Consider the following 13,124-nt stretch of genomic DNA (forward strand, 5'->3'; position numbering starts at 1 on the left):
TAACCTCAAAACGATTGACATGAAATCTAATCATATCCTCATTCAAATCTTAATTCTCTTGGCTTTTGTAAATCAGACCTTAGCGCAAGGCCAAAAATTCCCCTGGCCTGATGGGAAGAAGATGGCGCTTAGTTTGAGTTTTGACGATGCCAGGGCCAGCAATACGAGTTTAGGGATTCCACTTTTGGATGAATACGGAATCAAAGCCACTTTTTTTGTAATTCCTGCCAGTGTGAAAAAAGACCTTAACAACTGGAAAAAGGCTGTAGCTAACGGCCATGAAATAGGTAACCATTCCATTATGCATCCATGTAGCGGAAATTTTATTTGGTCAAGAGAACGGGCATTGGAAAACTATACCCTGGATAAAATGAGGGCGGAGTTGGTACAGGCAAGTGCGGAAATCGAAAAACTTCTGGGAGTTGTTCCCAAGGTGTATGCCTATCCCTGTGGGGAGAAATTTGTCGGAAAAGGAATACATACCCAAAGTTTAGTGCCCTTGATTTCAGAGATGTTCTTGGCAGGAAGAGGTTGGATGGATGAAGCTCCGTCTGACCCGATTTATGCTGACTTGGCACAATTGACCGGTATGGAAATGGATCAAAAGGAATTTGAGGAAATATTGCCATTGATCGAATCTGCTTCCAAAAACGGCCAATGGTTGGTACTTGCAGGACATGAAACGGATCATTCAGGAAATCAAACAACTCGCCTGAGCATGCTGAAAAAACTGGCAGCTTATGCCAATGACCCTTCCAACGGAATCTGGATCGCTCCAATTGGTACGATCGCCAAGTATGTAAATGAAACAAGGCTTGCTATTGCCGACACCATGAATATACCCCAACTGGTCAGACCATCCGTAGATGGTCAGTTGCGACTAACCGCTGAAAATGGCAGAGGAATTGGCCCAGCCATTCAATATATGCCGGAGTGGAAAGCTTTTGGATGGTTCACCTCCAATGATAGCGTGGTGTGGGAAGTAGATGTACCTATGGATGGAAACTATGAAGTCTGGCTGGATTGGTCAGTTTCTGATGAAGAAGCCGGAAAAGAATTTATTTTGACTGCCGGAAAAGAAAAACTGTTGGGAATAGTTGAAAAATCGGGTTCATGGGAGACTTTCCAAAAAAAATCCATAGGAACAATCCCATTGAAAAAAGGATATGGAAAAGTAATCTTTAAATCCAATGAAGCTTTTGAAGAGGATGGGGCGATCTTGGATTTAAGAGAGCTCACATTGATCAGGAAAGACTAAATGATGATCATTCTTTATCCCAAGTAATTGGTTTGAAAACAATCTCCGTATAATTGTCCCTTTCGTACAGAATGCCAACCGTATTTTGGTCAAGGTTTACCAAATCACTGTAAGCTGTCCAGGAAGATTTTTTTGGATCATCTGTTCTGTCTACCAAAATGGATTTTGACCAGGTCTTTCCTTCATCGTAGCTGATTTTGATGGTCAGGTTATTCCTGTGATTTGGGTCCGCAGCATTGGAATGTGCAAGTACCGTCTTCCCATTCCTCATCCCAATCGGTAAAATAGAGGCCTGACAAACGGGGTCAGGAAGGGATTCTTCAAAATATGCTGTATCCCAAGAAGTACCACCATCGCTGGAATAAGCCAATATCCTATTTCGGATATCACCTCTTTGGTTCCGAATGCTCATAATCATCCTATTGTCAGACAATTCGGCAGCAATGGATTCATTTGAGCCTGGGAAGGTAATGGATTCAGAAAGTTGAAAAGTTTTACCATGGTCATCTGTGAAAAATCCATGGGCCTGATATTCTTCGAAATTATCCTTTGGAGGACCTACGGAATGATTGGCTGCCACAAATATCCTACCCTTAAATTTTCCTTCCTGAAACTGAAAAGCATGTCCGGGTGTATTGGCATAATGTCTCCAATCTTCTTTGAAGTTATAATTTGGGTTGAATTGAGGATTATTTGGCCTGTGTGTTTGTAAGGTGATGTTAAGAGGTTCTTCCCAAGTATTTCCCAAGTCAAATGATTTCATCATCCAAACTTCTCTGACACCCTGATTCATTCTTACTTCATACTCGTGGTTGTTTCCGGTATTGAAAAACAGGTAGATCACACCTTGGGGATATTTGGGGTCATGTAGATCCACTACAGGGGCGGGATTACCAGCCTGAAGGGAGTCATAATCTACCAGCATCTTTAAAGAAGACCAAGTCTGTCCCTGATCCATACTTCTTTTCATCACCAGATTGATATCTCCAAAATCATCTGTCCCATGAACCCTGCCCTCAGCAAAAGCCATGAGTTCGCCATTGGGCAATGAAATGATGGCAGGAATCCTATAAATGGCATGGCCTTCTTTTCCACCTTCGAATACTATGGTTTCCTGGGCATTACTTACGAATGCTGCAAATAGAAATAGTAATAATGGCCCGAGAAACTTAACGGTATAAGACATAGATCAAGAAATTTGGTTAAAAATAAAGTATTTATTTAAAATCCGTTGCTCATCTCATACGCCCCTCTCTTTAATTCTCCTTTTTCAGGTAGTATTTAAATGTTATATTTTGAATAACATCCGATTAATTCTCAAAATCCATTTTAAATACATGAAAATTACCTACTGCAATGATTACCAAAATATGAGCCAAATAGCAGCTCAAATAGTGATAGAGGAGGTTTCTTGCAAACCTGATTTGCTTTTTTGTGCCGCCACAGGAAATTCGCCTACAGGGATGTATGCCGGGATGGCTGAGAATAAAGAAATGTTCCATAAAATGAAGGTGGTCAAAATGGATGAATGGGGAATCATCCCACTTTCCCATCCTGATTCCTGCGAAAGCTATCTTCAAAAGCATCTGTTGGATCCTTTGGAAATTCCAGACGCTCGTTACACGGGTTTTGATACTGCACCCCAAATTGTGGTTCAGGAGATCGGCCGCATGCAAAACTTTATCTCACAAAATGGACCATTCGATATCTGTATCCTGGGATTGGGAAAAAACGGCCATATTGCTTTCAATGAACCGAATGAATATTTAGTACCGGAATTTCACAAAGCGAAATTGGCTGCATCAACCATCCAACATGACCCGGCTTTATCGCAAGGAAGCGAACCTGCTTATGGGCTTTGTGTTGGTATGAGAGATATTTTGTTAAGCAAAAAAATAATCTTCTTGGTGACAGGAAAAGGCAAACAGACCGCCATTGATCAGATTTTGTCTAAAAAAATCACTACCCAATGTCCGGCATCTTTTCTTTGGATGCATCCCAATGTGGAATGTTTGATTGATAACTCAAGTCTTTAAAAATAATTTTATGGAAAACTTAGAAGAATACAGTAAGCTACCGGGAATCAAGCTTTTTGACCTGAAAGGAAAATCAGCCATCATCACAGGTGGTTCAAAAGGACTTGGATTAGCAATGGCTGCGGGATTGGCCTCAGCAGGTGCGGACATCATGTTGGTAAGCCGGAATCTTGATGAAGGAGAAGCTGCTGCAAGAGAATTATCCCGGGCTTATGATGTTAAATCCATTGCATTTTCGGCAGATGTTTCGGATCAAAAGCAGACCGAGGCCATGGCCAAAGCTGCTATGGATGCCTTTGGTAAGATTGATATTTTGATCAATTCAGCCGGAATCAATATCCGGGGACCTATAGACGAACTAAGCTTAGAAGATTTTTCGAGAGTCATGGATACCAATGTCACCGGAACTTGGCTTTGCAATAGGGCAGTGACCCCATATATGAAAAATGCCAAAAAGGGAAGTATTATCAATTTGGCCAGTACGCTTGGAATAGTCGGTCTGGCAAACAGGACGCCATACACTTCCAGCAAAGGGGCCGTGGTCCAAATGACACGGGCTTTGGGTTTGGAGTTGGCGCCATTTGGAATCCGGGTCAATGCCATTTGTCCGGGTCCATTTCTGACAGCCATGAATGTCCCGATTGCAAATACAGAGGAAGGAAAGAAATTTATCGTCGGTGCGACTGCCCTGGAAAGATGGGCTGAGCTCAGAGAAATCCAAGGGGCAGCACTTTTGTTGGCAAGTGAGGCGGGAAGCTATATGGTCGGTTCGCTGATAACTGTAGACGGAGGTTGGACAGCACGTTGATTATTTTCTAATGGAACAGCGTAATAATGAAAATCACAGAAATTGCCGTAAGGGATAAAATCAAAGTACCTAAACTGTGAGTCTTGTTTCCCTGTCGGATGGACATTCCTGAAAGTTGGGTGACTGCCCAGAAAAAACTGTCATTGGCATGGGAAATGGCCATAGCACCGGCACCGATTGACAAGACCGTAAACACTTTCATAGTTTCGGAATCCAATCCCAAGCTCACCAATAAAGGAGCAATGATCGATGCAGTGGTTATCATGGCAACTGTGGATGAACCCTGAGCTGTTTTCAAAGAAAAAGCAATCAAAAAAGGCAGAAATATACCCCAACTCGCTCCGCTCATATTTTGACTTACCAAATCACCTATTCCTGAATTTTGAAGCATTTTCCCAAACACCCCTCCTGCCCCGGTAATCAAAATAACAGGTGCTGCTATCCGAATAGCTTCCCCCATCCAACCACTGGCAGATAAGAGTTTGCGGTCAAATTTGGTAGGAAGTGTAAAAGATAAAACTGCCCCCAATAAAAGCGCAATGACTGGACTGCCCACGAATTCAATAATAGAAACCCATTCACCATCCCCAAATGGTTTAGAGGGATATTTTGCAATTGACGCCAAGATAATCAGGACCAGTGGAACGATGACCGGAAGAAAGGATTTTGTAGCAGTCGGGGCTTTAGCCGCAACTGTATTCAAATCAATTTCCGCCAAAATAGGCTCTAAGGGGATTTTTGATACATATTTCTTGATAAAAAAATAAGCCGGAATAAGCGCAATCAAGCTGACGATTATCCCCCAAAAGATGATCATTCCCAAATCTGCTTCCAATATACCTGCTGTCGCAATTGGACCGGGAGTAGGCGGAACCAAAGAATGGCTGGCTGTAGCACCCAAAGCAACTGCAATAGTCGTAGCAGCGTAGGGTACCTTGCTTTTTAAGGAAAGAGATTTGCTGATGGGATTCAGCATGATAAAGGTACTGTCTCCAAAAACAGGAATAGACAGGATATAACCACAGATGAGCATGGCCTTGGTGACTGATTTCTGACCAATCCAAGAGAGAATCTTTTCCGCTATGACCAAAGCCCCTCCGGTTTTTTCCAGGAAGGTCCCCATAATCACCCCTAATAGAATCAATAAGCCTATATTTCCCAAAACACCCCCAAAACCATCAGAAATAGATTTAAGGATAAGTTCTGTCGACATCCCTGAAACCAATCCATACACAATGGCACCAACAAAAAGGGCTAAAAATGGATGGATATCAAATTTGACAATGGCCACTAATATCAGTACCAAGGCGAAGAGGATTGTCAAAAGTATCAGCATTTGGGTTTTATGGTTTGGTTTGAAAAGATAGGTTAAATTAAGAAAATAAAGGAGTTATTTAAGTCTTCATTCCAATAATCCATCTTAGTACACGCATCCAATTAAAATAAACTTATCAATTACGGTTTTTAAAAATCGCTCTGAATGACTGGGGGTTTGTCTTTTTTTCCTTTTTGAATACCCTATTAAAATGTGTTACAGTTTGGAAGCCTACCTCATATGCGATCTCGGACACATCCTTTTCTGTTCCGATAAGCCATCTGGCAGCATGTTCGATACGCAATTTATTAAGATAGGTGATAAAAGTATGACCCATGGTCCTTTTAAACCAACTGCAGAAATAGGTAGGAGTCATGTGCATCATCATCGCCATAATATCCAATTCCAAAGGCTCGTGATAATGTTCATGCAAAAACTTCTTTACCTGCTCCATCCTACCAAGTTCTTTGGAAATCGTATTTTGAGTTTGAATTTCACTATTTGATAATCGAATCTTTTCTGAAATAGCTAATTTTTCAAGGATTTCAAAAAGCACATACAATTGCCGGTTGGAAGTTAAGAACTCAAATTCAAGCATCTTTTTGACCAACTCATTATCCGGAGAAGGAAAATGAAAACCATTTTTAGCCTGACAAATAAACTCGCTCAAATTTCTGAGTTCTGGAAAAAAGTTGATCAGGATAATTGGGAACTGAAAGACCAATGCTTTTTGAATTTTTGAAACTTGTTCTCCTTGCGAAACCCAAGAATGGGGCAAATTTTCACCCAGCAATACCAAATCACCTTCCTTAAATGAGCTGATATTGTCCCCGACATATCTGATACCCCTACCCTGAATGATATAGGTCAATTCCACTTCAGGATGATAATGCCATTGATGTGGAAATCCCTCAGTTTCCAGTTTCAGAAATTGAAATGATTTTTGAAGGGATAAATCGGGAATCAGTTCGAGTTTTGGCCTCATTGACTTATATTACTATCATCTACCTATTATTTCTTAAAATTAGTGCAATATACGTTAATCAAAACATAAAATCAGATAAATGAAATTCTGCTAACTATGGTAATTTTGTATAAACCAATAGACCATGAACTTCCCTTTACTCCAAGAAACCTATCCTGTCTCAGACGAAGCAAAAGCATTTTATCTGGAAAACCGCTTTATCAAACTTAAAAATGTATTGAGTCCTGAGGTGATCGCCCATTTCAATGAGATCATCAGTAAGGAAGTGGACAAACTGAACAAGCAAAAAGCTCCTTTAGATGAAAGGGATACTTACGGCAAAGCATTTTTGCAGATATTCAATCTTTGGAGGGAAAATGTGGAAGTGGCCAAGTTGGTCCTGAGTAAAAGGTTGGGACAGATCGCTGCAGACTTGATGGATTGTGAGAGAGTCAGGATTTACCACGATCAGGCATTGTTCAAAGAGCCGGGAGGAGGAATCACTCCCTGGCATGCAGACCAATACTATTGGCCGATCGATACCGACAAGACCATCACTGCTTGGATTCCTTTACAGGAGACACCCCTCGAAATGGGGGCATTGGAATTTTCGGCAAAAAGTCATCAGATTGTATTTGGAAGGGAATTGGCCATAGGAGACGAATCAGAGGTTCAGATTAAAAAAAATCTCCGCATCAATAATTTTGAGCATGTCATTGAACCTTTTGATTTGGGCGAGGTCAGTTTTCATTCTGGTTGGGTTTTTCACAGGGCCGGAGCCAATCAAACCGATCAGGTCAGAAAAGTAATGACCATTATCTACATGGATGCCAAATCCAAACTCAAAAACCCGGAAAATGCCAATCAGATCAATGACTGGAATACCTGGTGCCCCGGGGCAGAGATAGGTAAGGAGATTGATAGCCCTTTGAATCCCGTTGTAGAATAGTGAGCAAATATTACCAAAAATTAACTTTCAAGAAGCATTTTTTTTACAATTCCAGTTATGAAAAAAATTCTCTTCCTCATCCTTTGTTCTTTTTTGGTTTTCCAATTTTCTATAGCCCAGGAACGCAAATCCTTTAAACTCCATTCCCACAACGACTATCTAAGAAAAGTCCCTTTTTGGGAAGCATTCGGAGCAGATTGCGCTTCTATTGAAGCAGATGTGATTCTTCAGGATGGGGAACTGATGGTAGCCCATGAAAGGGCAACTATCAAAAAAGAAAGGACTTTGAAAAGCTTATACCTTGCTCCTATCCAAAAGGCTAAAGAACTTAGTCTAGTAGATGAGTTTGGATTTCACTTAATGATTGACATCAAAACCGAAGCCTATGCCACTTTGGAGCTATTGGTCAAACAGTTGAAAGAATTTGAACCGATGTTATATTCACCCGCCAATCAAAACGGGTTGAAGATCATCGTGTCAGGAAACAGGCCGAAAGTGGAAGATTATAATGATTATCCCTCTTGGATACTTTTTGATTATCAAAGTAGGATCTTGAATGATCAGCTTCCTTGGGGAAAGATCGGAATGGTCAGTTTGAATTTCCGGCAGTTTTCTGTTTGGAACGGAGAAGGAAGTATTGTCGAACGGGAAAAGGAAAAGCTGATTTCTTTTATCCAACAGGTACATAACTTTGGAAAACCGGTAAGATTTTGGGGTACTCCCGATTCACAATCAGCCTGGAAAGCATTTTATGACCTTGGCATAGACTATATCAATACGGACATGCCCTACGAAGCAGATCAATACTTAAGCAATCTGGATAAAAACTTTTGAATTTCACAGCTACCGATATCAGCGTAAATCCATTAAATCAGCGTCATCTGCGTGCAAAAAAAACGGATAAATCAGGCCCGACAGATAGTTTGAGAAAACATTAGAATCGACCAAATCAATTGCCTTCACTTGTTTGACTCCTATGCCAATTAAGTTAATTTCTCAATTATGTCAACATGCTCTGGCCATTTTTCCAACAATTCCTCTTCACCATACAACTTGAAATCCCTGAAATCAAAACCGGGGGCAACCATACAGGAAACCAAAGCATAAGAATTCTCCTCTTCAACGGTTGAACCAAAAATCACCCCCTCCGGAACCAATTGTTGGGGTTGATGACCTTTTGAATCCACTGGCCCAACCAATAATTTTTCATAGCCACTGTCAGACAAGAGGTGAACGGTAAGGGGACTCCCTTCATGATGGAACCATATTTCTTCCCCGGCAATACTGTGGAACTTAGAAATATCAGATGAGGTCAAAAGAAAGTAGATAGAAGTCACCAAAGATCTGGAACCATTTGGAGTTTCAACAGCTGAATTTGCCCGGTAAGTTTCTGAATAAAACCCTCCCTCAGGATGAGGTTTCAAGTTCAATGCTTCAACGAGTTGTTGGATACGATTCATTTGCAAGTGTTTAATGGTTAAAGATACCATAATTTCCAAAAAAGAACCCAAACTGTTTCCGACTGAATGGCACTTTAAGTATGTGGATAACTTTGTGATTTCTATGAAATATATGTGGGAAAATTGTGGAGAAAAAAGTATAAATATTATTGATAAACAGGTTATTAAATGCTAGCTTTGATTATATCAAGTGAGAGATAAAAGGCTGAAAGTAAAATTTCAGACAACGATCCAAAACTCGTGATGAAGGTACAAAGGGGCTGATACTTCAAAGTTGAAAGTCTGAGATGGTTTACCACAGAAATACTGGAATCAAGGCGCAAAATCGAAAGGTGGAGATTGCTAGAGTTTGAAATCTAAAGTTAAGCACTCGGGCAACTGGGGAAATGTCATAATAACTGCAGCTTGGCATGGTTTGAGGACTATGGTTTTCAAGTCATGGAGCGGGAAAAATTCGAAAGAGTTTTTCCCGTTTTTGTTTTTACCCAACTGATTTTACAGCTTCGACAGCCCAAGCGAAATATAAGAAGATTCCAAACTAAGAAAACACGTTTATTGGAGGTCTATTAAAACCATTCCTCTGAGAGAATAAAAACAATAAGAAAAAATTGAAGAAGCCCTATGAAATATGGTTCATAGGGCTTCTTTTTTCTAATCAAAAATAGTTTAAATATCCTTTTTTGCGAGGTAGAAATCTACCATTTCATAATCACTTGCTTCTCTTTCGATCATTTCGGCTACAGTTTTTGGCGGCGGAACAATCACTTTCTGACCAGGTCTCCAATCCAATGGCATGGCTACCTTATATTTGTCTGCGGTCTGAAGGGCTATCAAAACTCTTTTGATTTCATCCATATTCCTACCAACATTCAAAGGATAGTACATGATCAGTCTTATTTTTCCGGTCGGATCTATAAAGAATACGGCTCTGACCGCAGCAGTTTCGCTTTCCCCAGGTTGCAACATACCGTAGAGTTTTGAAACTTTCATGTCGATATCGGCAATGATCGGAAATTCAAACAAAACCCCGGTATTCTTCTTGACATTGTTTACCCAGGCAATATGCGAGTGAATGGAATCAATGCTCAATCCAATCAACTTGGCATCATGCTCATCAAAGAATTTTTGTTCCAAAGCAAAACCGCTCATTTCTGTGGTACAAACAGGAGTGAAATCAGCAGGGTGGGAAAACAGGACTGTCCAGCTGTCTTTAATATATTGCGAAAACTGTATAGGACCCGTTGTAGTCATCGCTTTAAAATCAGGGGCCAGATCCCCAATTCTTGGCATAGTAAATACTTCTTGTTCATTCATGATTATATGTTTTTTTATCCTTTACTAAAATTTTGATAATCAAATATCAGGTTAACTAAACTTTCTAAAGGAGACAAAAGTCACAATAAGGATTAATATTCCATAGGTAAAATCTATGGCTCATATATGTGGATAACTATGTGATTTCAGCTGAAAATTGGTGGGAAAGTTGTTGAAAAATAACTTGGTAATAAATAGTATTTCAGTTAATTATCATCTAAATTTGATTATATCAAGTGAGAGATAAAAGGCTGAAAGTAAAATTTCAGACAATGATCCAAAACTCGTGATGAAGGTGCAAAGGGACTGAAACTTTAGGGTTGAAAGTCTGAGACGGTTTACCGCAGAAGTACTGAATTCAAGCCTCGAAACCGAAAGGTGGAGATTGCCAGAGTTTGAAATCTAAAGTTAAGCACTCGGGTAACTGGGGAAAAGTCATAATAACTGTAGCTTGGCATGGTTTGAGGACTATGGTTTTCAAGTCATGAAGCGGGAAAAATTCGAAAGAGTTTTTCCCGTTTTTGTTTTTTGACTACTTCATAAAGATTTGCCAAATGCAAAAAGCCAATGGTACCCCATGAAGATAAAACCAATATCCCATTTCAAAGACGAAATCAGGGATAGAGAATATTTTGAACATTGGGTAAAACAACTTGAAAAAGCTAATCAAAGAAAATACGAGCGGATCGAGGTCAAAACATCACTTGGAATCACCCAAGTCTGGGGTTTAAATTCCGCTGATCCGAAACTGGAGACTTTAGTGATCTTCCCAGGCGCCAGGACGACAGCTTTGATTTGGGATTTTGATAGGGGTCTGGACAACCTGAACCAAAAAATTAGGATCTTTTTGGTAGAAACGAATGGTTTGCCAAATCTGAGCGATGGGACCACACCGGATATCAAAACCTTGGATTATGGAATTTGGGCCAATGAAGTTTTTGACAAGTTAGAAATTAAAAAAGCATTTATTGCCGGAGCCTCATTTGGGGGATTGATCTGTATGAAACTTGGAATTACCAATCCTGGAAAAATAAAAGCAGCATTTCTTCTTAATCCAGGCTGTCTTCAATTTTTTTTCACTCGGTTTGACAAACCTTTTCTATAACATTTTACCCATACTAAGTCCTAAACCTCGAAATGTTTTGAGATTTTTGGATAAGGCCATTTTTGCAAAGCCCAACCACCAACTCTCGCCCCATTCAGAGAAAATGCTGGTGGACTATGAAGTATTTGCTATCAGTCGCTATAAGGACAATACCCAGAAACCTTACTACATGAACCAAGAACTAGCAAAAGTAAAAGTGGACACTTACCTCCTTCTAGGGGACAAGGACTTATTATTCCCATATCAAAAATCCATTGAAAATGCCAAGAAGCACATCAAACAGTTAAAGGACATCAAAATATTTCAAAATGTTGGGCATGGTATAGAAACCTATCCCCACGCCATGCAATATATCGGGGAAAGGATTAAAGAGGTTTCTTAGCCCAAAGCTGTCTGCTGATTTTTAAAAAAAACAAACAATTTAGCTCTCGTCCGTCAATTCTCAAACTCCACCTCATACAGTGACATATATTTCCCTAAATCTGAAAATTTGAAAAATAGGCGTGCCTTTTTCCCCAATCGCAAACTGGTGTACTTATTTTCAATATCTCCTGCTGTATTCAAGGGTTGTAAAGAGGGGTACCACAGAACATGTCCTGGCTTTTCAACCAATAGTTGGGGTTTGGTCCAAGCTTGGGATTTTGTACCTTCTCCCAAATCTCTATTTGGATTGAAAGAAATATACAACTTATCTCCAACCCAGGATTGTCCATCCACTCTTCCCATAAGCATGACCCAACATTCCAAATAATCGTTCCAACTTACAGAGGGTCCCCAATGGAACCCTCCTCCAGGAGAGGAAGCCGGCCCTCCTCCTTCTGAAACTGGTATCTGCAAGGATGCCACAGGCTTTCCTATACCATCCCAAGCTGCATTGAACCCTGTCCCATCCCATCGTTTTGCCTTGCCTTGAGGATCATCCAAATCATCTAAACTAATCCGTGCAATGCTGATACATTGACCGCTTGCCTCAACCAAAGGGTCATAATTTTGGGCGTCATATACTCCCGGATAACCATATTCCCCAAAAAACAAATACAGGTATTCGCCAACTGCCACTGCGGAAGGGTCACCTACACCACCGGCAAATGTTTTGGAAATATTGTGTGGTTTTAAAATCATCCTCGGTTGTTTATCCTCCAAAAACAGACCTTTGTTTACCCAGGACCAACCCCCATCTGTGGATTTCATTACCCCGATGCGGCATACCGCGGCAGGAGTAATCCGTTCTGTCAATCCCAAAGGCCAATCTTTGTCAATATAACCTTCCCCGGTTTCCGGATCGAAAGGCAAGGTTTCCGGATAATTTTCATTGTGATATATGGCATACAAAGTTTTGCCACTCGTGTCTCTTTGGTCCTGGTACACCGTCTCAAACCAAACGGCTCCATGAAGCCCGGGCTGGCCTAGAGATGCATTTTTCGGTAATTTAGGAGCGATGTAAGCAGATGCAGGGGAAGAAAAAACCTCATCAGCATTGAAACCGGAAGCAAACTTCAAATCCTCAGCAAACCCCCAAACCGGGTCCTCTCCATATTTTCCTGGAAAAATCCGTAAGGTATCCCCAATCCATACTTCGGCCATATTACAGTCAACAAAATTATTGAAATGAAAGGTATCGGTTTCGATAAGACGGAATTTTGGAACTTCAAATGTTTCCATTGAAAGCAATTCGGAATTTTGATTTTTGGTCTGGCATGCTTCAAAAGCAAAAAGGACAAGGGAACTAATGATAAGCCGTTTAGTATTCATAGGATTATTTGGTGTATACCTATAAATATAAAAAAGTAAAGGCACAATAGAAATAACTGAAATTTTATTGACTTAGTGAAAACCTCTTCTGTGTTTTGACAGGCTTAATGCAAACCAGGTTAATCCTATAATGCACACTTTGTCATTTTGTTCTCTTATTTAA

At 40.4% G+C, this 13,124-nt stretch carries 13 protein-coding genes; 7 read left to right on the forward strand and 6 right to left on the reverse strand.

The features are described from left to right. Positions 1 to 19: 19 nt before the first annotated feature. Positions 20 to 1,258, forward strand: a complete 1,239-nt coding sequence (locus tag B9A52_RS00350; protein WP_084118421.1) for a polysaccharide deacetylase family protein — start codon at positions 20 to 22, stop codon at positions 1,256 to 1,258. A gap of 7 nt (positions 1,259 to 1,265) precedes the next feature. On the opposite strand, the gene B9A52_RS00355 is transcribed toward B9A52_RS00350, so the two are convergent. Continuing rightward, positions 1,266 to 2,444 carry a sialidase family protein gene (locus tag B9A52_RS00355; RefSeq protein WP_084118422.1) on the reverse strand — a complete coding sequence of 393 codons (1,179 nt, stop codon included), beginning with the start codon at positions 2,442 to 2,444 and terminating at the stop codon, positions 1,266 to 1,268. Positions 2,445 to 2,628: 184 nt separating this feature from the next. Between B9A52_RS00355 and B9A52_RS00360 the strand changes: the two genes are divergently transcribed. Then, positions 2,629 to 3,294, forward strand: coding sequence for a 6-phosphogluconolactonase (locus B9A52_RS00360; protein WP_231955418.1), 666 nt, complete (start codon positions 2,629 to 2,631; stop codon positions 3,292 to 3,294). Positions 3,295 to 3,304: 10 nt separating this feature from the next. Beyond that, entirely contained in the window at positions 3,305 to 4,102 is a 798-nt protein-coding gene (locus B9A52_RS00365; protein WP_084118424.1) for an SDR family NAD(P)-dependent oxidoreductase, read from the forward strand. A 7-nt stretch (positions 4,103 to 4,109) separates the two neighbouring features. Here B9A52_RS00365 and B9A52_RS00370 read toward each other — a convergent pair whose 3' ends face one another. Together B9A52_RS00370 and B9A52_RS00375 are read right to left on the reverse strand one after the other, a co-directional pair. Further along, complete coding sequence (locus B9A52_RS00370; protein ID WP_084118425.1) at positions 4,110 to 5,438, reverse strand: GntP family permease; 1,329 nt, start codon at positions 5,436 to 5,438, stop codon at positions 4,110 to 4,112. A 115-nt stretch (positions 5,439 to 5,553) separates the two neighbouring features. Beyond that, positions 5,554 to 6,402 carry an AraC family transcriptional regulator gene (locus tag B9A52_RS00375; RefSeq protein WP_084118426.1) on the reverse strand — a complete coding sequence of 283 codons (849 nt, stop codon included), beginning with the start codon at positions 6,400 to 6,402 and terminating at the stop codon, positions 5,554 to 5,556. 124 nt (positions 6,403 to 6,526) lie between these two features. On the opposite strand from B9A52_RS00375, the gene B9A52_RS00380 reads away from it, so the two are divergent. Together B9A52_RS00380 and B9A52_RS00385 are read left to right on the forward strand one after the other, a co-directional pair. Continuing rightward, a complete protein-coding gene (locus B9A52_RS00380) occupies positions 6,527 to 7,330 on the forward strand; it encodes a phytanoyl-CoA dioxygenase family protein (protein ID WP_084118427.1) in 804 nt (267 codons plus the stop codon). A gap of 57 nt (positions 7,331 to 7,387) precedes the next feature. After that, positions 7,388 to 8,164, forward strand: a complete 777-nt coding sequence (locus B9A52_RS00385; protein ID WP_084118428.1) for a phosphatidylinositol-specific phospholipase C/glycerophosphodiester phosphodiesterase family protein — start codon at positions 7,388 to 7,390, stop codon at positions 8,162 to 8,164. Between the two features lie 149 nt (positions 8,165 to 8,313). Here the strand turns inward: B9A52_RS00385 and B9A52_RS00390 are convergent, their stop codons facing one another. Next, entirely contained in the window at positions 8,314 to 8,790 is a 477-nt protein-coding gene (locus B9A52_RS00390; protein WP_084118429.1) for a cupin domain-containing protein, read from the reverse strand. 666 nt (positions 8,791 to 9,456) lie between these two features. Beyond that, positions 9,457 to 10,104, reverse strand: a complete 648-nt coding sequence (locus tag B9A52_RS00395; RefSeq protein ID WP_084118430.1) for a peroxiredoxin — start codon at positions 10,102 to 10,104, stop codon at positions 9,457 to 9,459. Between the two features lie 577 nt (positions 10,105 to 10,681). Here B9A52_RS00395 and B9A52_RS26055 point away from each other — a divergent pair. Both B9A52_RS26055 and B9A52_RS26060 read left to right on the forward strand, forming a co-directional pair. Continuing rightward, the gene (locus B9A52_RS26055; protein WP_231955420.1) at positions 10,682 to 11,209 is read left to right on the forward strand and encodes an alpha/beta fold hydrolase; all 528 of its coding nucleotides are present in this window, start codon (positions 10,682 to 10,684) and stop codon (positions 11,207 to 11,209) included. Between the two features lie 37 nt (positions 11,210 to 11,246). Beyond that, a complete protein-coding gene (locus B9A52_RS26060) occupies positions 11,247 to 11,591 on the forward strand; it encodes an alpha/beta hydrolase family protein (RefSeq protein ID WP_231955426.1) in 345 nt (114 codons plus the stop codon). Between the two features lie 53 nt (positions 11,592 to 11,644). On the opposite strand, the gene B9A52_RS00405 is transcribed toward B9A52_RS26060, so the two are convergent. Then, positions 11,645 to 12,961 (reverse strand): hypothetical protein, encoded by a 1,317-nt coding sequence (locus B9A52_RS00405; protein ID WP_084118431.1) that lies wholly within the window; start codon positions 12,959 to 12,961, stop codon positions 11,645 to 11,647. Positions 12,962 to 13,124 lie beyond the last annotated feature (163 nt).

The sequence above is a fragment of the Aquiflexum balticum DSM 16537 genome (assembly GCF_900176595.1).
Taxonomy (GTDB): Bacteria; Bacteroidota; Bacteroidia; order Cytophagales; family Cyclobacteriaceae; genus Aquiflexum; species Aquiflexum balticum.